A 21,006-nucleotide genomic window follows, 5' to 3' on the forward strand; every position below is an offset into this window, starting at 1 on the left:
TTCTAGTAAGCAGTGAGCACTTTCTTAGGCAGCTCTTCCATGAACGTTTTGTGCCAAAGTGCAAAAATATAGAGAGTCCACAAGCGTCGTGCGTAGTCCCCATGACCGATGCGATGCTTATGCAGCATTTTCTCAACTGCCTCAATGTCGATGTAATCCTCTATCCCGCTGGTTTTGATTTGGTCCATCACCATATCTCCCATAGCGCCTTTCATCCAATCCCGCAGGGGTACTGGGAAGCCTAATTTCGGACGATTCAGAATCGGATCCGGAATGATGCCTTCCATCGCTTTTCGGAAAATGTACTTCGTTGTCCCATTCGCAATGCGATACTTCGCTGGAATGCGGCGAGCCACTTCGAACAGTTCCTTGTCCAGAAAGGGAACGCGCAGCTCCAAGGAATGCGCCATCGTCATTTTGTCGGCTTTCATGAGAATATCGCCAGGCATCCACAAATTCATGTCGATGTACTGCATCCGGCTTACTGGATCCAAATGTTTCGTTTTGTTATAGTAATCGCCGGCGATTTGCACGGGATTCTTGTAGGCGCGCAGCATCTCACTATCGAGACGGAGCACTTCCGCTTTCATATCCTCGGAGAAAATTTTGGCATTCCCGAGGAAGCGTTCTTCTAGCGGAGTCGTTCCCCGCAACACATAGTTGCGGCCTTTCACTCCACTCGGCAGTATGCGTGCGAAGCGGTTCAGCATGCGCTTCACCGATGACGGCAGCTGATCCAGCGGCTTGAGCGACTGCGGCTCGCGATAGATGCGATAGCCGCCGAACAGCTCGTCCGCGCCTTCGCCGGACAGCACGACCGTTACCTGCTCACGCGCAAGCTGAGCGACGTGGTAGAGGGCAATGGCTGAAGGATCGGCGACAGGCTCGTCCTGGTGCCAGATCGCTTTCGGCATCGTCGCAAAGAAATCTTCCTGCGTGATGATTTTATCGAAGTGCTCGGTCCCGAGCGTAGCTGCGGTCTGAGCAGCGATCGGCGTTTCGTTGTTGGCACCATCGAAGCCAACGGAGAACGTGCGGATCGGTTCGATATTCCGCATGTGCGTAGCAATCGCCGTCGAGTCGATCCCACTCGACAGGAAGCATCCGCGTTCCACGTCGCTGACCATGTGAAGCTTGACGGATTCTTTCAAGCCTTCACGAATTTGTTCCACATAGTAGTCAAATGGCTTCTCTTCTGGCTCAAACATAGGATCCCAATATTTATGTAGGGTCATTTTGCCGTCAAAAGTAATTGTAACCGAGTGAGCAGGCGGCAGCTTATAGATACCTTGGAACATCGTATGCGGCTCTGGCACATATTGAAAGGTCAAGTAATTCAGCAAGCTGTCCGTATGGATCAACCGATTCATGCCTTCCGCCGCAAGCAAGCTCTTGATCTCCGAGCCGAACAGGAATTGACGGTCACTCACATGATAATAAAACGGCTTAATGCCGAAGTGGTCTCTCGCACCAAACAGCTGCTTTTTCTTGCGGTCCCAGATCACAAAACCGAACATACCACGCATATGCTTCACGCAATCCTCGCCAAACTCCTCATAAAGATGGACGATAACTTCTGTGTCGCTCTGCGTGCGGAAAATATGGCCGCGCTCCTTCAACATCGTGCGCAGCTCTTTGTAATTATAAATTTCACCGTTGAAAATAATCCAGACGGTTTCATCTTCATTCGCTAATGGCTGATGGCCTTCTTTGATATCAATAACGGATAATCGTCTAAATCCTAAGCCAATGCGATTCTCTGTCCAGAAGCCGACATCATTGGGCCCCCGATGCACGATCACATCTGTCATTTGCTTCAAGCTTGCCTCAGTTGGTTCTCTATCTTCAAAATACATTACACCCGTAATACCACACATGGTGAGACTCACTCCTCCGTACTCTCATCATTCTTTCTTTTGGACAACCGATATATTAGTATACCATATCAGCCCGTCTTTCAGGAAATACCGTGAGCGTACGAGAATGGCTGTATCCTATAGAAAAATGATGGAAATGAGAAGTCGTTTTAGAGAAGCAGATAACCGGCTTTTTTTCATGAGATTCGACCACCTTTCCTCTGTGCACAAAAGTTTACCTCGGGCAACATTTAGGGTGAAGTAAGTTCCTACCCTTGGAATAGGATATGCCGTTGGGCAGAAACTGGTGCATGCCCAAGCTATTCCCAGCATCTCAACTGTAAATTCTACAGATATTTCGGCGAATTTCACCCGATAAATCGTATTTGATGGAAAACATGTAGCTAATTCTCCCCCAACAGCGTGTATCGGCGAAAATTCCCTGAAATTAACTGTACAAAATCCAGCTATTCTCGATTTATATCGATTTTACGAAGAATTAGCTACAGGAAATCCATCTAATTGCAAAAAAAAAAAGAGCCTGCCGCAGCAAGCTCTTCTCCCATTCATATCTCTTCCACAATCTTTCTTCCGCTTTCTTACCAAGGTCTCTTTCCGCCGCCAAGCTTCGTCAGAACGCCACCGTACGCCGCATCATAAGCCTCGAAGATTTTCGCCGCAATCGGTGATGCTCCATATCGTCCGAAACCACCTTCTGGTACTACGACCGCTACAGCCAGTTTTGGATTCTCAACTGGTGCAAAGGCGATCAATACGGCATTCTCAACCCTTCCGCCAGCCACATCCTGCGTGGATGTTCCTGTCTTACGAGCGACATTGAAGGGTAATTCGTCAATGCCTTGAGCGCCGCTTTTCATCCCATGAATAATTGTATTCCAGTCCGCTTGAGAAAACTCCTTGGATGAATCATCTAGGACCTCAGGCTCAATCGTCTTCACCAGATTGCCTTGATAATCACGTATTTCTTCTACGAACTGAGGCTTCATTCGTTTCCCACGGCTAGCAAGCGTTGCTGTATACTGCGCAAGTTGTAGCGTTGTCGTTTTCTCATTCTGTCCCCAGGATGCGTAAACCATCGCGGATTGATAACTGTCTTTCTCCGCATTTTTAATAAAGTCATTGGATCCTGCGTACTCACCAGGCAATCCACTGCCCGTTTGCACACCCATGCCGAACTTAGCTAAATACTCCGCCCATTTGGCTGTCACCTTTGCGTTTTCCCGCCCGTATTTATTCCAGAAAGGGATACCTACCATCGCCGACATATACGTATTCGAGGAAACCTCAATGGCGGACGACGCGTTTAAGCTGCCATAAGCGTGTCTATCGGAGTTTGAAATGGAGCTATTGCCATCCCTACCAAAGGTGAATGTACCTGTATCATTGTAATTTTGAACCCCCGCTGAAAAGAACTTTTCTTTCAATCCGATTAATACGGATAACGGTTTAATCGTTGAACCCATGAAAACAATGGAAGAAGGATGCTTTGCATTTTCTTTGGCGTCTGGATATTTGGCTTTGGCTGTAGTGATCGTACCATTCTGTATATAAGTCTCGATCTCCTTATAGGTGGCTGTTGCCATCCCACCTGTCCAGGCATTCGCATCATAATCCGGGTAGTTCGCCATCGTAATGACACGTCCAGTGTCCACTTCCATCGCTACTGCGAAGCCCGAGGAGGCCTTTACCCCATATTTCAAATACGCATCATTCGCATTGGAAGGAGAACGGAGATACTGGATATGATCATGGAGCATTTTCTCCGTCGCCTTCTGAACGTCCTTGTTGATCGACAGATACAGATTATTCCCCTTAATGGGAGCTGTCACTTCGGCTCTTCCAATGATTTTCATCGCGGCATTTACCGGATACTTCTTACTGCCGTTCTTGCCGCGCAGCTCATCTTGATACATCCGCTCGATTCCATCGAAACCGACATTCTCATTGCTTAAATATTCTTCACTATTCGGATTATCCTTATAGATTTTTTTCGCTGTTTCGGTTGAAAATGCATTCGTATATCCCACTAATTGCGTAGCAATTGTTGTCTTATCGTCCTCTACCTCATAGGTGCGGATGCTTTCTTCCGTTACTTCCAGCCCTTTGTATTCATCCCGGTGTTCCAGCAAAAACGCAATTTCAGCATTGGATAAATCCGCTTTAATACGGCGTGGTACGGAATAGTAGCTCGGATCTTTCACTGGCTTTTTATTAATGTCATAACCCAGGTCCATTGCAAGGACAATCTCTTCAGCTGTTGGGCTAACGGTATTCGGTTTCGCAAACTTATCAAATACTTCGCTCTTAATGCGTTTGGCTAAATCAATATTAGCATCCTTATCCTGACCTGGTTCAATACGGAAAAATAAAGACTGTACGGGAATGGTATACGCCAGTGGGGATTTCGTAGAATCATAAATATTGCCGCGAATCGGAGCGATTTTGTTGGTTTGATTCGTGTTGGTATTCTCTGCAGCCTTCAGATCCTTGGCTTGAACGAATTGAAGAATCGCTAACCGCACAATGAGTACGGAAAAAAGTAAAAAAGTAACGAAGAAAAATATATTGATCCGAAACGAAAAGTGCCGTTTTTTAGTGATTTCTTTTTTCTTCGGATCATCCATAATGGATGACTTCATGCGGGTTCATATCCTTTCTCAATTAGGCCGTACTTCACCGGCAGGCTCCTGAATCAACTCGAGTAGGGATCGGATTCCATCTCCCGTGTGATAAGGGTACCGAATAATACGAACAGCATCTATTCCAACTTGATTAGGGGCCCAAATATCATTCGTCTCATGATCCCCGACATACAGTACATCACTAGCCTCAACGTCTGCCATCTGTAAAGCAAGCCGAAAAATAGCAGGGTCAGGCTTCTCCAGACCAACTTCAGTTGATACCAGTACGGGGTCAAAATAGTGTAATACCCCTTTGTCAGCCAGAATGGCTTTCAGCGTAGGAGCAAAATTAGAAATAATTCCAATACGGAAACCTTGTGTCTTCAGCTCTTCCAGAAATGGCTTCACATCATCAAATAGATCATAATACTCCGGCGCTGTGAAAATTTCATATAATTCATGACAGCAGTTGAAGATCTCTTCCTCCGTCCAATCCTCATGAACGCCTAACTTATGCAGGACATAGTGGTATAGGTTAACCCAGAATTCACGATCTGACTCTGGACTGCACACCACGAAGTTATCTTTTTTTTCAACATAATAAAATAGACGAAAAGCTTGTGTAAAAAGTTCATTAATATGATCTTCATCCCGGTCAACTGCGCGCAGCTGCAAGTACTGCTTCAAAATCGTTTGTGCCGCAGGAATCGTTACTAACGTATCACCTGCATCCAAATAAATCATTTTATAAGAATTTAACTCTCTCCGCATATTCTCTCCTCTAAACGTCCCTCACATGTGTTTGATCGAAATTCGGCGGATTGAACCAATTTGCTCCGCTTGCCACCCAAGTGGAATCCAGAGGTACCCACTTATTCGTTTCCTTGAGATACACTTCATTCCAAGCGTGCGGGCCATATCCTCCCTGACCATCATATCCTAAACCTGTGACAACCTTCACATCAAGTCCAATGGATCTGGCCATTTGTGCGTATAACCTTGAATAATCAATACAAACGCCTTCTTTGGTATTGAACGTATCCTCAGGTGTTTGCTCCTTCCAAATTCGCTGTTCTTCATATAGCTTCACTTTATTCCAATCATACTGAACTCGGGTTCCAACCCAACTGTACAGCAATTTAGCCTTCTCTTCATCCGTTGTCGCATTCGCTGTAATTTCTTTGGCCGCATCCGCAATGTTACCCGGGATTTTCGCGTCAAGAACTTCATATTTTCGTTGCAAAATATTCGTGAATTCTTGCTCTACAGCACGTGTGAACACTGGCGCCTTCTCCGCAATAAAATCACCTGTGAACGGTGAGATCACTTCTTGAGCTCCTTTTTGATACATATGTGAGGACTCAATATATGGGGTTAGCATCGAGTGAGGGAATAAGGAGACATAAATGAATAAAATAGCGATAAGCATAAGAGCTCTAGCAAATCCAGCAATGGATCCAATGGCCCCGCCTGAAACCGAGCTCAAGATCGAATGGCTCCGTTTAGGCATGGCAAACCGTTCAGCCAACCAACGCCCTAACACTAAATCAACCAAGTGATTCAGGATTTGTTTGATAATCACATAGCCAAGGATAAATAAAACGCCAAAACGGAGTAATGGAAAATCGCGCAAACTAGTAATGACGGTATAGTAAGCTTGTTTTAACGCACTTATGTCCACCGTCGGAATCTGCAAGTTCTGATCTTTCAACCACGTTTGAATCCATGGTGAAATTAGTTGCACACCCTTCCAAGCAATAAACATGGCAAGGATAGCGAGCACCGCTTCCACGAACATAGCAACGAAATGCCTGGCTGAGCCAGAGCCACCACGGAAAAATCCCTGCAGCACAGAAGCTGCAATCGTGAGACCTATCAAGATGGATATAAAATTGATTGAAATGGTTGAAAACCACGCGTTATCCGTCATGTGTGCTCACCTTCCTTTGATAGGCTAGCCCAGCTAGTGACTAGGCATTTTTCTTTGCTTGCTCGATGAACGCATTCACGGCAGCATTTGCATTCATTTTGAATGTTTTTCCGAGAAAAGTGACCTGAACCTCGTCGGATCCTGGTTTCCCTTCTACTTGCAAACTTTTCGTCGTAATTAAAAAGGAACCGTCCGGGTTAGCCTTGAATTTCGCCTCTTTGGCTTCGGAAGTCAAGGCACTAACCGCCTTATCCTTGATATCATCGCTGACTTGAGAAATAACCGTTGCCCCAATATCTTTTATTTTATCCTTATAACTCGCTCCATAAACGATAAGCGCCCCAACGATGACAAGGACTACGACCCATTTCACCACGGTTTTAACAATACCTATCACAATAAATAAAACAATAATAGCCCCTACTATTAAATACCAACGATCCTGTGCAAACGAAATCCACTGATCCATCTTTAACCCCTCCTCATAATCCAAAAGTCCCTTCCTATCATACTACATGGACTCCTTAATCTTCATCTCTTTTTTTCCTTAACTGTGCTAGCTTTTGCTCAATTTCTTTGGTTTTATCTATGCTTTTTCCAGTTCTACGATAAGATTGCCTTAAACGAAAAACAAGAAAAATTCCGACTGCAGCCAAAAGTATAAAAACGATAGGGTCCATGTGTCCTCCCTGTTTCGAATTTGTGTCATTTGTCCCGAACGGTCATATCCTTGGGACGAGCGGCGTAAAACTTAAGAAGAGATGAAACTAAAGGATCGAGGTGGTAAAACCGTGCGAACAGCCATATGGTTGTACCTATTTATGTTTGTTGCATTTTTTGATTTACACGCGCAATACCCGATTTTATCCCCTTTCGCCTTATCGCTAGGAGCTGCTCCTTCATTTATAGGGCTCATTATGGGCGTGTATTCACTCACACATCTTCCTGGCAATCTCATTGCAGGCTATGGTGTAGACAAATACGGCAGTAAATTTTTCATTGTCTGTAGTTTAATTGTAGCAGGGATCATCTTACTATTTCAATCCAACGTGAAAGATCCGTGGCATCTGCTTTACATTCGTTCCATCAGTGGATTTGTACTTGCCTTCCTATCACCTGCCTGTTTATCTCTACTAGCCCGCATAGCGCGTGATCGCATTCATCAAAGCAAGCTCATGGCAGGCAACGGTCTGGTCCACACCCTAGCATCCGTAGTCTCACCTGCGGCAGGTGCTGTATTAGTAGCCAAAATTGGCTTTACAACCTCTTTTTCCGTATTAGGCTGGATCCTTATTATTACAGGTATTCTTGCTATTTTCGGTGTAAAAGAGAAAGAAATGCTGTCTCACAAAGCGGACAAGTTGAGCTCTAAGGCCCTCTTAGATCCGCACGGTCACCATGCATCTCAGGATATCAAAGAAGGTGATGACGGTGATGGTGTCTCTATCCCCTGGCTTTTCTTCCTCATTCCCATGGCACTCTCTTGCTCACAGGGCATTTTGTTCTTCGAGCTGCCCTTAATGCAATCGGCACGGGAGTCAATCCTTACTTCTGGCGTATTTTTCACATTAGTCAGTTTAGGCGCATTGCTTAGTATCTCATTCTGGTTTTTGAATAAAATATCACCATTTCTACGAACAATCAGCGGAAGCATCGGGCTTGCCGCAGTTTTCTTCGGATTAGCCATCCAGTGGCCAATTCCATTAACCGTATCCCTTTTCTTAATCGGCATGGCCAAAGGTGTCATTTATCCCGCACTTGCGGCTTTACTTGCCAGTATTACCAGCAGCTCTAGATATGGTCGTGTGTTTTCTTTGCTATCGATTTCTTATTCGGTCGGTGCCTTTATCGGACCCATGATGGCCGGTCAGCTTCGCGATCATATTTCCTCCTACTTCATTGCATTCTTCATCCTTATGCTAGCCCTATCACTTCTACCGCTTCGCACGTTCAAATCACCTATGTTAACTTCATAATTTCTCTTCACTACAAAGGCTTGATGTCGTCAGGCCTTTTCCATGTGTCACATGCTGTAAATCCTTGTCATTTCCCAGGAAATATCGCAGCTTCGCATTACTTGGATCGCCGCTCCAAACGGGGTATACTACTCTAAAAAGGAGTGAAGGTATCCCATGTCCATTGCCATTATTGTTGAGGGAAAAAATGATAAGAGTCGCTTGAAGCGAGTCGTTGATGATACCGTCATCATCCACTGTACCTTCGGCACTCCCAGTTCCATTACGCTTGACACGTTGCGAAAAAAAGTAGGCGATCTGCCTGTATATATATTCACTGACAACGATGCATCCGGCAAAAAAATCCGTTATTTGCTGCGCGATACATTTCCAGATGCCGAACACATTTATACCCGTAAGGGCTACGCAGGTGTTGAAGGCACGCCAGAAGAATATCTCATTGGGCAATTAGAAAAAGCAGGACTGGACGCGTATATTATCTACCCTGCGCCCAACCCTGCTTATGAATAATCACTTTGCGTTATTTCCCTTTTGAAAGGGTTACAACATCCTTCACGATATGATCTGCATCCAACTCTGGATTACTTGCATCATAGTAATTTCTTAGCTGACCCTTTGGATCGACGAGCAAGATCGCATTGGAATGCGAGAAATTGCCGTCTTTCTCTTTGATCACCATAATACCGAAATCTTCAGCAAGCTTATGAACCTTCGCTTCTTCACCTCGGAGGAACGTCCATCCGCCTGGAATCGGCTTCGATTCGAAGCGATTTCCGAATGCTTTTAGCACCTCTGCCGTATCCCTTACTGGATCCACAGTTATCGATAATATTTCCGCTTTGGATCCCAGTAAATCCTTTTTCTTCAATTCATCCTGCACCTGTGAAATCAAGAAACTTGTCGGTAAGCATACATCCGGACAAAAAGAGTAAAAGAAATACACGAGTCGTACTTTACCGTTCATACTTTCGGAGGTAACTGTTTTACCATCTAAATCTTGCAGTGTAAAAGAAGGCGCAGCCTTCATTGCTGTTAATCTTTCATCCGGCTTACTTCCGTTCGACACTAATTTATAAGCGAAGGATGCAATCATCGCAATTAAAATCGCACCAAGCGCTAGCTTAAACCAGTTTTTCTCCAAAAACGTCCCCATCGTTTTCGTCCCCCAGACTAAATTTTCGCTGTCGTATCAATGACCATCAAGATCGATAACAGCGTTAAATATAAAAGGGAGAACAAGAACATGCGCTTTGCCCATACAATTTCCGCTTCCCCATTTGCTTTGAAGCCTTTAACACTCATGAAAACCCACGTTAATCCAAGAATTGTTGATACGATTAAGAAGATCGTCCCTACATAACCATATGCCGTTAACATGACTGTAACAGGTACTAATAGAACGACATAACGAACCATACTAATTTTCGTTACAAAAGTTCCTCTGACTACCGGCAATAACGGGAAGCCCGCTGCACGATACTCTTCCATTCGGCGAATACCAAGCGCCCAGAAATGCGGTGGCTGCCATAGGAATAAGAACAAGAAAACCAAGATCGCTCCCAAATCAATATTCCCACTAACCGCGCAATAACCGATTAGAGGTGGTACTGCTCCTGAGATCGCGCCTACGAATGTGCTCCATACCGATGTTCTTTTAAACCACGCTGTATAGATCCAAACATAAAAGAACAATCCAAGTAAACCCATTAATGTAGCTAATGGTGACTGCGCCCCTAAATAGAGAACCCCTAATCCAATCGTACCCAGAATAATTCCGAACCAAAGAACAAAATTGGCGCTTAACCGTCCACTTGGCAGTGCTCTATTCTGTGTGCGTTCCATCTTCGCATCCATCTCACGGTCCAGATAATTATTCAGTACCGTACCTCCAGCCATAACAAGTGCTGTGCCTAGCATCGTCATAATTAAATGGAGCCAGTCAACCTCCCACTTGGCTGCTACCCAGTATCCAGCGAATGCTGTCATCAAATTGGAATAAATAATTCCCGGTTTCACCAGTCGGTAATATTCCTTCAAGGTCACAGGCCCATTTGCACCTTTCGTCGAGCTAGCATCTATGGCATCAGTTCCAGCTTGCCCTTGGGACGAGCCGGTTGAAACATTTTCGTAAGTGACTTGATTATCCATGTGCGTTTACCTCCTCTATGTCGAATTTCCGATCCTACATCTTAATGAACATTCTCATCATACCAACCCCTACATCATTTGACAATGAAGCACGGGCAGTTGTCATCATATTGTCGATTCTCCCTTCCAGTATGCGTGGAAAATGCACTTACCATTCGATTCCATTTTGGAATATGTGAAAAAGTTGTGAGGATTAACGCGTGGAACACCTTAACGCCCGTATCTATGCGCACATAAAGCGATCTATCGCCACTATCCCCTTCGCTCAGGTTAGTAAGCGTCGACGATTCTGAGCCAATGGGATAGTGTCCATAAGCTTTAGCGTTAAACCTATTCCCCACCCGCAGGCAGGTTATGTGGTAAATAGAAAGAGGAGACAGGTCGAAACCTGCCTCCTCTTTCTATTTATTCACTAGCAACGGCGTTAAATCAAATAAGCTGCGGCGGATTTGATGCCATGCCTTCGTCAAGACATCTTGCAGCTCCCAGGCATGCCTTCCCATGACGTTCACAACAAGTCCATATTTGTAAGTTAGACTTGCTCCTACTCGAACCGTTTGGCGTTCCAGCTGACTTAATTTGTCCACAATGACTTCAAGGTGACGTGGACCAAGCCGGTCTGAGAAGATAAACAGATTGCCCATATGCGTCTCGCCTTCCCAGCAACCTGGTGAAGACAGCTCCATCGTCCCTGGTTCAACACGCTGATTCTGATAGAAGATCAGCTCGCCTTCATACCAGACCTTCATCCTGTTCACATACCTTGTATAGTGAAATATTTCCCCTCGCTGCGTGCGACCGGGACAAAGGACATCAGAGAAAATCAATGTCGATCCGCTCGATAGATGTGCCTCGGTTTCTGCGAATAAGTTAGCATCCTTATAGAGCATTAAAGGCTCCGGCATATACTCAAGCAGCGCATCAGCTTCCAGTCGAAGTATCTGATGCTGCGTGCTTCCTTGATCTTCACCAGAAGGATGTACCTTCGTGAACGACTGGTTCGTTAGAAAAACACGTGCGCCCTCTTCAAGGCGCACGCTAATTTCATAATGATCACCGGCCATCAGCCCAGGCGAGCAATCCATCATATAAACGCCCAATTGATCCATAGGGGCGGCACCATCCATGCACGTTTCATTTTCGTAACGAAACGTTTTGGCGATTTTGAGCGGGGAGGCATGATATTTGTGTACGAGCCGCGTGAAGCCGCTGCGCACCGCAAATTGTGCGGATATCTCCCCAGTCAGCTTAGGCATGGCTGAACTCCGTCTCCACCCAAGACACGATATCATCCAATCCTGTACCACCCATCAGGTTTGAGAAGATATACGGACGCTCGCCGCGCATTTTTTTCGTATCGGAATCCATTACTTCTAAGCTGGCGCCGACATAAGGGGCAAGATCGATTTTGTTAATGATTAGCATATCCGAACGCATGATGCCAGGTCCGCCTTTTCGAGGGATTTTCTCCCCTTGGGCCACGTCAATAATATAGATGAAGCGATCCACGAGCTCCGGACTGAATGCAGCTGCCAAATTATCGCCACCACTCTCAATGAAAATAATATCGAGATTCTCAAATCGTTTCTCCAGTTCTTCAATCGCTTCGAAATTCATCGACGCATCCTCACGGATCGCAGTATGTGGACATCCACCTGTTTCTACTCCAATGATACGCTCTTCTGGCAATGCCTCAGAACTAATCAGAATACGTGCATCTTCCTTCGTATAAATGTCATTCGTAATAACTGCGATACTATAGCGGTCATTCAGCTTTCTTGCCAAGCGTTCTACTAGCGCCGTTTTGCCTGAACCTACAGGACCTCCGATCCCAATTCGCATCGGGCGATTGCGATCTGCTGCTGGCTTCTCCCATTCGTGATGATGATGATGACCGTTTCCTTGACACATTGTAATTCCTCCTCAGATATATACTTAGATTTCCTTCTATGACATAAATAAACGTGAATATAACGTTTCATGCTGCATCATAGCTAAATCAGCCGCTGGTGAATTCGTGTAAGCCTCCATTGGATCCAGATGTGAAACTCGCTGCCATTCACTTCCTGTCAAAGGAACGAGCTTCGCAAGCAGCATCTGACCTTGCGTTTGTCCAATGGACATTAGCCTGAGCGCACTATTGATACAAGTCATGATACACGTATATAGATAACCTTCAGCAGCCTGATGGAGAGGAACACCTAAATGGTAGCTCACCCAACCATGAACAACGGGATGATTCGAGCTGCATTTCCCAGCACTTACCGCATCATCGAGCGGTTGCCAATTCAGCTCCGGATACAGCGAACGTGATAATTGGAGCAATCTGCGCCCCATTTTCTGAACGCCGCTCCGCGTCTCACTCCCTACCCTTTGCACATGAAGCATGTGGTCGAGATCCCAAAGCTGTCCTAACTCCCCTCGCGGGATGTGTAGATAAGCCGCTTTAATGACCATGGCATCCGAAGATGCCCAGCTGCCCGCAAGCATCGACCGAATATAGGCTTCCAGTTCGGAGATTGTCGTCAATCTCCCTTGCTGGACAAGTGTTTCCAGTCCAAAGGAGTGGGAAAACCCACCAATCGGAAGCGCCGAATCCAACAGTTGCTGATAGGCTAACCAATGGAACGGTGGATGTTCTAACGCAGTCATTGTTGTCACCTCAGTCGGGACTTTCTTCCATTCTATTTAAAACAAGAAATATAACTGTGCCATCGGCAGCTCTGTCGCAGGCTCACAGGTCACGGCTTCGCCATCAACCTTCACCTCGTAGGTTTCCGGATTCACTTCTATAGAAGGAGTTCCGTGGTTATGAATCATATCTTTCTTCGAAATGCTGCGGCAGCCTTTCACCGGCTCAATCCGCTTCTGCAATCCGAATCGCTCCCTGATTCCGCTGTCATACGCTGCCTGAGAAACGAAGGTAATTGAGCTTTGCGTCAACGCTTTCCCAAATGCAGCGAACATCGGTCTACCGAATACAGGCTGCGGTGTTGGGATGGATGCGTTCGGATCTCCCATTTGGGCATAAGCAATGCTGCCGCCTTTAAGGACGAGATCCGGCTTCACACCGAAAAACATCGGACTCCAAACGACCAAATCTGCGAATTTACCTGGTTCAATCGACCCTACCAGATGCGAGATACCGTGGGTAATCGCTGGATTTATTGTATATTTCGCCATGTAGCGTTTGATTCGAAAATTATCATTGTCTTCGGTATCGGGAGCTAGCGGTCCGCGCTGTTTTTTCATTTTATCCGCCGTTTGCCACGTTCGAATAATGACCTCACCCACTCGCCCCATCGCCTGTGAATCGGAGCTCAGCATACTGAACACGCCTAGGTCATGCAGAATATCTTCCGCTGCAATCGTCTCAGGGCGAATCCGAGAATCGGCGAAAGCAACATCTTCCGGAATTCGACTATCCAAGTGATGGCATACCATCAACATATCCAAATGTTCTTCTATTGTATTGATCGTGTACGGGCGTGTCGGATTTGTCGAGGAGGGCAGAACATTCAGCTCAGCGGCAGCTCGGATAATATCCGGTGCATGACCGCCACCCGCCCCCTCGGTATGATACGTATGAATGGTACGTCCTTTGATCGCTGCAAGCGTATCCTCAAGAAATCCCGCTTCATTTAATGTGTCCGTATGAATCGCCACTTGCACATCATAACGATCTGCTGCTTCCAAGCACATGTCGATTGCTGCAGGCGTTGTTCCCCAATCCTCATGAAGCTTCAAACCAATGGCGCCAGCTTCAATTTGTTCCGTCAAAGGCTCCAAGAAGGAAGAGTTCCCTTTACCGGTAAAGCCCAGATTCATCGGAAATGCTTCGGCTGCCTCCAACATCCGCTGCATGTGCCAAGCGCCTGGCGTGCAGGTTGTTGCATTCGTTCCTGTTGCTGGCCCTGTCCCACCGCCGATCATCGTCGTCACACCTGAGGAAAGCGCAGTTTCAATTTGCTGCGGACAAATGAAATGGATATGCGCGTCGATGCCGCCAGCCGTTACAATTTTACCCTCACCCGCAATAACCTCGGTACTCGCACCTACGATCATATTCGGATGCACGCCATCCATAATATCCGGGTTGCCTGCTTTGCCAATACCAACAATATGGCCATCACGAATACCAATATCACCTTTGACAATCCCCCAGTGATCAATAATGACAGCATTCGTTATCAAAGTATCTAAAACACCCTGTGCCCGGGTTGCACCGCTGGATTGTCCCATACCGTCACGAATGACCTTGCCGCCGCCAAATTTACATTCATCCCCATATACGGTGTAATCATGCTCAATTTGTGCCCAGAGCTCTGTGTCTGCCAATCGAATGGCATCGCCTGTTGTAGGGCCAAACATCAGTGCATAGTTCTTACGATCTATTCGACTCACCGAGCATCCCCTCCCAAGTCTGCCATCTGGCTTTTGTTTCGGCCGGCATTTTGTCTTTTACCGCTAATCCTTGACTCAAATTGTTAAGTCCGTAGCTCAACTTGGCTCCGCCTAATTCGACAAGTTGAACCGGTTTCTGCTCGCCAGGCTCGAAACGGACAGCCGTCCCTGCCGGAATGTCTAGGCGCATGCCAAAGGCTAGCTCTCTTGAGAAATCCAACCCTCGATTGACTTCAAAAAAATGAAAATGCGACCCCACTTGAACCGGTCGATCTCCTGTATTCGTAACGATGATTTCTATTGTCTGTCTGAGGACATTCATTTCTATATAACCTTTGGCTGTTCGATATTCACCGGGAACCATGTGCTCGCCCCTTTCATGAAAATATAAGAATTAATATGTTTCACACAATAAGTTGGCTTAATTTCTAGATAAACGCATCCGTCCTAAGAGGACGGTGTAGCCCTTTATTTCGGTAATTAAGTAATAGGTTCATGTACGGTAACTAATTTGGTTCCATCGGGGAACGTGGCTTCCACTTGCACTTCGTGAATCATTTGAGGCACACCTTCCATTACTTGATCTGCCTTCAATATAGTCGTACCGAATGCCATGAGCTGTGCGACCGTCAAGCCATCCCTTGCACCTTCCATAATCTCGGAAGTCAACAGAGCAATACTTTCTGGATAATTCAGCTTTAAGCCTCTGGCAAGCCTTCGTCTAGCTAAGTCAGCAGCTACGGTAATGAGTAACTTCTCTTTCTCTCTTTCCGTTAAATGCACGTTTCTCACCTCTTCTAAATCCGAATAATGGCAATCCTTTACACTCATTATATTCGTGTATTTCACGATTGTAAATCTTTAATGTTATGTATATTGACATAAAAACCGTATTAACTGAACAAATATTTCGTTTTCATGTGAATTTTACAAGAATTTCACGTAGATTTGTGCATTTTCACCAAATAATATTTAATTAGTGTCATGTATGTTGACATTAACTTGTATCGCCATTTATCATAAGCCATGTAATCCAAATCTTGTAAGGCAAGGGAGTGGGACGTGAATGAGAGAGATAAGAAACAAAGGTAAGCTTACAGTTGCACTAAGTATGGCTTTGATGTTAGTAGCGGCCGGTTGTGCGAAGACAGAATCTACCACCTCTACGACGACTGCACCTGTGGCTTCAACATCTGGCGATACCGTACCAGTGGGAATTCTTCACTCACTAACAGGTACAATGTCCATCAGTGAGGTATCTGTTCGAGATGCTGAGCTCATGGCGATTGATGAAATTAATGCAGCTGGGGGACTATTGGGCAAAAAGATTAAACCCGTGATCGAAGATGGGGCATCGGATTGGCCAACTTTTGCAGAGAAGACAAAGAAGCTCCTGCAAAAAGACAGCGTAGTAACAATTTTCGGTTGTTGGACATCGGCTAGCCGTAAAGCAGTACTACCGGTTGTCGAGCAAAACAAAGGATTACTGTGGTACCCGGTACAGTATGAAGGTGTAGAATCCTCACCTAACATCTTCTACATCGGCGCAACAACGAACCAACAAATCATCCCCGCAGTAACATGGCTTCTGCAAAACAAAGGCAAGAAATTCTTCCTCCTTGGTTCCGACTACGTCTTCCCTAGAACAGCAAACAAAATTATTAAAGAGCAGTTGAAAGCGGATGGCGGAACACTGGTTGCTGAAGAATACACACCGCTTGGACACACGGACTACAATACAATCATTAGTAAGATTAAAAAGGAAAAACCAGACGTTGTCTTCAACACATTAAACGGTGATAGTAACGTTGCTTTCTTCAAGCAGCTGAAAGATGCTGGAATTTCGGCTAAAGATTTAACAACTATGTCCGTGAGTATTGCCGAAGAAGAAGTCCGTGGTATCGGTGCTTCCGTTCTCGATGGTCATTACACAGCATGGAACTATTATCAAACAACAGATATACCTGAAAACAAGAAGTTCGTTGAAGCTTACAAAGCCAAATACGGTAAGGACCGCGTAACGGATGATCCAATTGAAGCTGGGTACACTGCTGTGTATCTGTGGGCTGAAGCTGTGAAAAAAGCAGGTTCCTTTGATGTAGAGAAAGTAAAAGCAGCAGCCAAAGGCATCGAGTGGAATTCACCTGAAGGTAAGGTCACCATTGATGGTGAGAATCAACATATTTACAAAACAGCACGTATCGGCCAAATTACAGCAGATGGCCAAATCAAAGAAATTTGGAATTCTGGTAAAGCACTCAAACCAGATCCATTCCTCAAAACATACCCTTGGGGCACAGAAGTAACGAAATAATACTTACAAGTTGGTACTCAGAAACCAGGACTGCCTAACCGCAGTCCTGGATTTCATCATTTTACTCCGATTTCAGAAAGGAGAGGTCGTCATGAGTTTGCTGCTGCTCCAAATATTTAACGGACTCAGCTTAAGTTCCATTCTGCTTTTGATCGCAATCGGTCTCGCCATTACCTTCGGTCTCATGAACGTTATGAATATGGCGCACGGCGAATTTATTATGATCGGTGCTTATATGGCCTACCTCGTACAGAAATGGTTTCAATCGTATATGCCCGCTTCTGCATTCGGCTGGTATTTCGTCGTTTCACTCGGCGTTGCCTTTGTCGTTGCCTTCGCCATAGGCTGGCTGCTCGAAGTTGTGCTCATTCGTTTCATGTACGGCAGACCGTTGGATAGCCTACTCGCTACCTGGGGCGTCTCCCTTGCCTTACAGCAAATTGCGCGATCCATCTTCGGGGCTCCCAACGTCGCAGTGAAAGCACCGCAATGGCTAGAAGGCGGATGGCATGTAACGGCAGACTTAATTCTTCCATATAAGAGACTCTTTATCATTGGGCTTGTAGCATTATGCATCTTGATTATCTATCTGTATCTCTATCACTCTGCTGGCGGAAGACGCATGAGAGCGGTTATGCAAAATCGCCAAATGGCTTCATGTTTAGGAATATCAACCCGTAGAGTTGATGCCCAATCCTTCGCTTTTGGATCCGCTATGGCAGGTATCGCCGGTTGTGCCCTATCCTTGCTTGGACCGATCGGGCCCACAATTGGGACCTATTATATTGTAGATGCCTTCATGGTCGTCGTACTTGGCGGAATCGGCAAGCTAATCGGCACTGTAGCTGGTGCGTTAGGAATCGGCGTATTCAATACAGCATTGGAATATACAACCAGCGCTACACTCGGTAAGGTACTTGTGTTTACACTGATTATCGCCTTCCTACAATGGAAACCAATGGGACTTGTAACGATGCGTTCGAGATCCTTAGATTGAAGAAAGGATGTGACTACCATCTATGCTTTTTGCCAAACAATCTAAGCTCAAACTAACCATCTATGGGATATGCCTACTACTCATCGCGCTTGCCCCCCTATTCTTGTCTGACTTTCGTTTATCCTTACTCGGCAAATTCCTGGCTTATGCCATTATCGCGATCGGAATTGATTTAATCTGGGGATATACCGGCATTTTGAGCCTTGGTCATGGCGTTTATTTCGGTCTCGGCGCTTATTGTATGGCCATGCACTTGAAGCTGGCCTCCACGCCAAATCAATTGCCTGATTTCATGTCCTGGAGTGGTGTCAAAAGCTTGCCGTGGTTCTGGGTGCCGTTCCACAGTGCCGCGGCCGCTTTCCTATTAGCGCTTATTGTACCGATGATCGTCGCCTTCATCCTTGGATATTTCACGTTCCGCAATCGGATCAAAGGCGCATTCTTCTCCATTTTATCCCAAGCCTTAGTCATCATTACGGTGACGCTCTTCGTTGGGCAGCAAGGTTATACGGGCGGGACGAATGGTTTGACGAATTTCACGACCTTTCTCGGTCTGAATCTACAGTCACAATCAACAAAGCTGCTATTTTTCTATCTCACTTTAGCTGTCGTACTCGTCGTGTTGATCCTTAGCACGATGCTAGTGACTAGCAGACTTGGCAACATTCTCACAGCCATTCGTGATGGTGAGAATCGGGTGCGTTTCATTGGCTATAATCCCGTTACGTATAAGGTATTTATCTACTGCCTTTCCGCAGGTTTAGCTGGGCTTGCCGGCGTGCTCTTCGTACTTCAAGAAGGGATTATCTCCCCTGCACAAATGGGTATTGTACCATCTATTGAAATGGTGCTATGGGTAGCCATTGGCGGTCGTTCAACGATTGGCGGCGCTGTTCTTGGAGCATTAGTTACGAATGCAGCTAAAACAACCTTTAGCGAAGCTTATCCAGCTTGGTGGCCCATCATGCTTGGCGCCATGTTCATCGTCGTTGTACTTTTACTACCGAAGGGAATCGTTGGCACATCGACCCACTTTTTCTCTAATTGGAAAAGAGACAGAAAACAGCATCCGAAGCAGATCTCTGCATCGCAAGAAGTCATAGAAACTTAACCGCGCTTACGCAAACCGGAAAGGGGAACATTTCAATGCTAGGACATTTAGCGAAACAACAACCGACAACTGACGAGACAATCCTGAGCGTCAAGGGACTTGAGGTGAACTTCGACGGTTTCAAAGCCTTGCGAAATCTTGATTTCTCGTTAAAACAAGGAGAACTCCGCTTCCTTATCGGTCCGAATGGTGCAGGCAAAACAACGCTGCTTGATGTCATTTGCGGCAAAGTAAAGCCTTCCCAAGGCCACGTCTTATTCAAGGATTCGATTGATCTCACCAAGCATCAAGAGCACCAAATTGCTCAACTTGGGATTGGACGCAAATTCCAGGCACCAACCGTTTTCTCGACTTTGACAGTGTTTGAAAATTTGGCGCTATCCATGAAGCAGCAGCGCGGCCTTCTCAGCGCGCTTTGGGCCAAAACCACAAGTGAACAAAGAGAACGACTTCACCTCAGGCTTGATATGATCGGTCTGCAAAGTAAAGCCAAAGAACGTGCAGGCTCCCTCTCCCATGGGGAGAAGCAGTGGCTTGAAATCGGCATGCTGCTCATGCAAGAGCCTGATCTCTTGCTGCTCGATGAGCCCGCTGCTGGCATGACGGATAGTGAAACAGAGAAGACAGGGGAGCTGCTCCATGAAATTGCAGCTAATCAAACGATTATCGTCGTTGAGCACGACATGGCTTTCGTACGCCAATTCGCTAGAATGGTAACAGTTCTCCATGAAGGAACTGTCCTGCGCGAAGGCACCATGCAAGAGATTCAGAATGACGATAAAGTGGCGGAAGTCTACCTCGGAAGGAGAGTTGAACGCGGTGCTTAAACTACAAGGTATAGAGTCCGGCTATGGCGAAAGTATGGTCATCCGTAACGTCAACCTCGAAGTAAGACCTGGTCAGATCGTTTGTCTAATGGGGCGCAATGGGGTTGGAAAATCAACATTAATGAAAAGCATTATGGGACTCATTAAGCCTCGATCGGGTTCCATTCAGTACTCAGATACAGACATCACTTCATTTTCACCAGATCGCCGTGCCAAGTCAGGCATTGGCTATGTACCACAGGGCAGGGAAATATTTCCCCAGCTATCTGTCGAAGAGAATCTTTTATTAGGCTTAGAAGCCTCATCGGATCGTCGCAAGAAATTACCCGATTCGATCTTCGATACGTTTCCTGTACTTCGACAAATGCTCCATCGAAAAGGAGGGGATCTCAGCGGCGGTCAGCAGCAGCAATTAGCTATCGCACGGGCATTGGCTCCAGGACCTAAACTGTTGCTCCTGGATGAACCTATGGAGGGGATACAGCCATCTATCGTCATGGAGATTGAGGCGATCATTGAAACAATTAAGCGCAATCGCGAAATTGCCGTTCTCTTAGTAGAGCAAAGCTTAGAATTCGCTACAAGCATCGCTGATTACTACTATGTACTTGACCGCGGCACCATTGCTGCCGAAGGGAAAGCAGAGCATCTAAGCGAAGATCTCGTCCGGAAGCATTTGACGGTATGATCGTCCTCATCCTTACTCCCCCTAACCGAATGAAGCTGACTAACTTGACCTAAAGATTGAAGGTTCAAGTAAAGATCAGCTTCTTTTCTCTGTTTCTAAAAAAGTTAAAACTG

General features: G+C 46.0%; 21 protein-coding genes. 7 read left to right on the forward strand and 14 right to left on the reverse strand.

Annotated elements, in window-relative coordinates:
- Positions 1–2 precede the first annotated feature (2 nt).
- The 6 genes from asnB to ACSQ8O_RS21695 all read right to left on the reverse strand — a co-directional run bounded on the left by asnB (position 3) and on the right by ACSQ8O_RS21695 (position 7,108).
- Entirely contained in the window at positions 3–1,877 is a 1,875-nt protein-coding gene (asnB, locus tag ACSQ8O_RS21670) for an asparagine synthase (glutamine-hydrolyzing) (RefSeq protein ID WP_436243321.1), read from the reverse strand.
- A gap of 578 nt (positions 1,878–2,455) precedes the next feature.
- Positions 2,456–4,516 (reverse strand): peptidoglycan D,D-transpeptidase FtsI family protein, encoded by a 2,061-nt coding sequence (locus tag ACSQ8O_RS21675; protein ID WP_056613449.1) that lies wholly within the window; start codon positions 4,514–4,516, stop codon positions 2,456–2,458.
- An 18-nt stretch (positions 4,517–4,534) separates the two neighbouring features.
- Positions 4,535–5,269 carry an HAD-IA family hydrolase gene (locus ACSQ8O_RS21680; RefSeq protein WP_436243322.1) on the reverse strand — a complete coding sequence of 245 codons (735 nt, stop codon included), beginning with the start codon at positions 5,267–5,269 and terminating at the stop codon, positions 4,535–4,537.
- Positions 5,270–5,279: 10 nt separating this feature from the next.
- Complete coding sequence (locus ACSQ8O_RS21685; RefSeq protein WP_436243323.1) at positions 5,280–6,428, reverse strand: transglutaminase domain-containing protein; 1,149 nt, start codon at positions 6,426–6,428, stop codon at positions 5,280–5,282.
- 40 nt (positions 6,429–6,468) lie between these two features.
- Positions 6,469–6,897, reverse strand: a complete 429-nt coding sequence (locus ACSQ8O_RS21690) for a hypothetical protein (RefSeq protein WP_236288848.1) — start codon at positions 6,895–6,897, stop codon at positions 6,469–6,471.
- Between the two features lie 55 nt (positions 6,898–6,952).
- A complete protein-coding gene (locus tag ACSQ8O_RS21695) occupies positions 6,953–7,108 on the reverse strand; it encodes a hypothetical protein (protein ID WP_157256887.1) in 156 nt (51 codons plus the stop codon).
- Positions 7,109–7,219: 111 nt separating this feature from the next.
- Between ACSQ8O_RS21695 and ACSQ8O_RS21700 the strand changes: the two genes are divergently transcribed.
- Positions 7,220–8,404, forward strand: coding sequence for an MFS transporter (locus ACSQ8O_RS21700; protein WP_436243324.1), 1,185 nt, complete (start codon positions 7,220–7,222; stop codon positions 8,402–8,404).
- Between the two features lie 156 nt (positions 8,405–8,560).
- Positions 8,561–8,914 carry a toprim domain-containing protein gene (locus ACSQ8O_RS21705; RefSeq protein WP_056613439.1) on the forward strand — a complete coding sequence of 118 codons (354 nt, stop codon included), beginning with the start codon at positions 8,561–8,563 and terminating at the stop codon, positions 8,912–8,914.
- A 10-nt stretch (positions 8,915–8,924) separates the two neighbouring features.
- Here the strand turns inward: ACSQ8O_RS21705 and ACSQ8O_RS21710 are convergent, their stop codons facing one another.
- The 8 genes from ACSQ8O_RS21710 to ACSQ8O_RS21745 all read right to left on the reverse strand — a co-directional run bounded on the left by ACSQ8O_RS21710 (position 8,925) and on the right by ACSQ8O_RS21745 (position 15,739).
- Positions 8,925–9,557 (reverse strand): SCO family protein, encoded by a 633-nt coding sequence (locus ACSQ8O_RS21710; protein WP_056613437.1) that lies wholly within the window; start codon positions 9,555–9,557, stop codon positions 8,925–8,927.
- Between the two features lie 17 nt (positions 9,558–9,574).
- On the reverse strand, positions 9,575–10,552 hold the full coding sequence (gene cyoE, locus ACSQ8O_RS21715; protein WP_436243325.1) for a heme o synthase: 978 nt from the start codon (positions 10,550–10,552) through the stop codon (positions 9,575–9,577).
- Between the two features lie 401 nt (positions 10,553–10,953).
- Complete coding sequence (locus ACSQ8O_RS21720) at positions 10,954–11,808, reverse strand: urease accessory protein UreD (protein WP_436243326.1); 855 nt, start codon at positions 11,806–11,808, stop codon at positions 10,954–10,956.
- Positions 11,801–12,463 carry an urease accessory protein UreG gene (gene ureG, locus ACSQ8O_RS21725; RefSeq protein WP_436243327.1) on the reverse strand — a complete coding sequence of 221 codons (663 nt, stop codon included), beginning with the start codon at positions 12,461–12,463 and terminating at the stop codon, positions 11,801–11,803. The genes ACSQ8O_RS21720 and ureG overlap by 8 nt, the downstream gene beginning before the upstream one ends.
- 36 nt (positions 12,464–12,499) lie before the next feature.
- Positions 12,500–13,204 carry an urease accessory protein UreF gene (locus ACSQ8O_RS21730; RefSeq protein WP_436243328.1) on the reverse strand — a complete coding sequence of 235 codons (705 nt, stop codon included), beginning with the start codon at positions 13,202–13,204 and terminating at the stop codon, positions 12,500–12,502.
- 36 nt (positions 13,205–13,240) lie between these two features.
- Positions 13,241–14,956, reverse strand: a complete 1,716-nt coding sequence (ureC, locus tag ACSQ8O_RS21735) for an urease subunit alpha (RefSeq protein WP_436243329.1) — start codon at positions 14,954–14,956, stop codon at positions 13,241–13,243.
- On the reverse strand, positions 14,937–15,320 hold the full coding sequence (gene ureB / locus ACSQ8O_RS21740) for an urease subunit beta (protein WP_436243330.1): 384 nt from the start codon (positions 15,318–15,320) through the stop codon (positions 14,937–14,939). The genes ureC and ureB overlap by 20 nt, the downstream gene beginning before the upstream one ends.
- 116 nt (positions 15,321–15,436) lie before the next feature.
- The gene (locus ACSQ8O_RS21745) at positions 15,437–15,739 is read right to left on the reverse strand and encodes an urease subunit gamma (protein ID WP_056613424.1); all 303 of its coding nucleotides are present in this window, start codon (positions 15,737–15,739) and stop codon (positions 15,437–15,439) included.
- A gap of 283 nt (positions 15,740–16,022) precedes the next feature.
- Between ACSQ8O_RS21745 and urtA the strand changes: the two genes are divergently transcribed.
- The 5 genes from urtA (at position 16,023) to urtE (ending at position 20,893) form a co-directional block, all read left to right on the forward strand.
- A complete protein-coding gene (urtA, locus tag ACSQ8O_RS21750; protein ID WP_436243331.1) occupies positions 16,023–17,270 on the forward strand; it encodes an urea ABC transporter substrate-binding protein in 1,248 nt (415 codons plus the stop codon).
- Between the two features lie 91 nt (positions 17,271–17,361).
- A complete protein-coding gene (gene urtB / locus ACSQ8O_RS21755; RefSeq protein ID WP_056613419.1) occupies positions 17,362–18,267 on the forward strand; it encodes an urea ABC transporter permease subunit UrtB in 906 nt (301 codons plus the stop codon).
- A gap of 22 nt (positions 18,268–18,289) precedes the next feature.
- Positions 18,290–19,378 carry an urea ABC transporter permease subunit UrtC gene (gene urtC / locus ACSQ8O_RS21760; RefSeq protein WP_436243332.1) on the forward strand — a complete coding sequence of 363 codons (1,089 nt, stop codon included), beginning with the start codon at positions 18,290–18,292 and terminating at the stop codon, positions 19,376–19,378.
- Positions 19,379–19,413: 35 nt separating this feature from the next.
- On the forward strand, positions 19,414–20,205 hold the full coding sequence (urtD, locus tag ACSQ8O_RS21765) for an urea ABC transporter ATP-binding protein UrtD (protein ID WP_436243333.1): 792 nt from the start codon (positions 19,414–19,416) through the stop codon (positions 20,203–20,205).
- Positions 20,198–20,893 carry an urea ABC transporter ATP-binding subunit UrtE gene (gene urtE / locus ACSQ8O_RS21770; protein ID WP_436243334.1) on the forward strand — a complete coding sequence of 232 codons (696 nt, stop codon included), beginning with the start codon at positions 20,198–20,200 and terminating at the stop codon, positions 20,891–20,893. The genes urtD and urtE overlap by 8 nt, the downstream gene beginning before the upstream one ends.
- Positions 20,894–21,006: the final 113 nt, after the last annotated feature.

This window comes from Paenibacillus sp. LjRoot56, assembly GCF_964253335.1.
GTDB lineage: Bacteria > Bacillota > Bacilli > Paenibacillales > NBRC-103111 > Paenibacillus_E > Paenibacillus_E allorhizoplanae.

Coding starts and splice junctions, on each gene's coding strand:
- ureB (WP_436243330.1), bottom strand. CDS start 15,320: ATGGTTCCCGGTGAATATCGAACAGCCAAAGGTTATATAGAAATGAAT.
- urtC (WP_436243332.1), top strand. CDS start 18,290: ATGCTTTTTGCCAAACAATCTAAGCTCAAACTAACCATCTATGGGATA.
- ACSQ8O_RS21695 (WP_157256887.1), bottom strand. CDS start 7,108: ATGGACCCTATCGTTTTTATACTTTTGGCTGCAGTCGGAATTTTTCTT.
- ureG (WP_436243327.1), bottom strand. CDS start 12,463: ATGTGTCAAGGAAACGGTCATCATCATCATCACGAATGGGAGAAGCCA.
- ACSQ8O_RS21680 (WP_436243322.1), bottom strand. CDS start 5,269: ATGCGGAGAGAGTTAAATTCTTATAAAATGATTTATTTGGATGCAGGT.
- asnB (WP_436243321.1), bottom strand. CDS start 1,877: ATGTGTGGTATTACGGGTGTAATGTATTTTGAAGATAGAGAACCAACT.
- ACSQ8O_RS21675 (WP_056613449.1), bottom strand. CDS start 4,516: ATGAAGTCATCCATTATGGATGATCCGAAGAAAAAAGAAATCACTAAA.
- ACSQ8O_RS21720 (WP_436243326.1), bottom strand. CDS start 11,808: ATGCCTAAGCTGACTGGGGAGATATCCGCACAATTTGCGGTGCGCAGC.
- ACSQ8O_RS21705 (WP_056613439.1), top strand. CDS start 8,561: ATGTCCATTGCCATTATTGTTGAGGGAAAAAATGATAAGAGTCGCTTG.
- urtA (WP_436243331.1), top strand. CDS start 16,023: ATGAGAGAGATAAGAAACAAAGGTAAGCTTACAGTTGCACTAAGTATG.
- cyoE (WP_436243325.1), bottom strand. CDS start 10,552: ATGGATAATCAAGTCACTTACGAAAATGTTTCAACCGGCTCGTCCCAA.
- ACSQ8O_RS21730 (WP_436243328.1), bottom strand. CDS start 13,204: ATGACTGCGTTAGAACATCCACCGTTCCATTGGTTAGCCTATCAGCAA.
- ACSQ8O_RS21690 (WP_236288848.1), bottom strand. CDS start 6,897: ATGGATCAGTGGATTTCGTTTGCACAGGATCGTTGGTATTTAATAGTA.
- ACSQ8O_RS21685 (WP_436243323.1), bottom strand. CDS start 6,428: ATGACGGATAACGCGTGGTTTTCAACCATTTCAATCAATTTTATATCC.
- ACSQ8O_RS21710 (WP_056613437.1), bottom strand. CDS start 9,557: ATGGGGACGTTTTTGGAGAAAAACTGGTTTAAGCTAGCGCTTGGTGCG.
- urtD (WP_436243333.1), top strand. CDS start 19,414: ATGCTAGGACATTTAGCGAAACAACAACCGACAACTGACGAGACAATC.
- urtB (WP_056613419.1), top strand. CDS start 17,362: ATGAGTTTGCTGCTGCTCCAAATATTTAACGGACTCAGCTTAAGTTCC.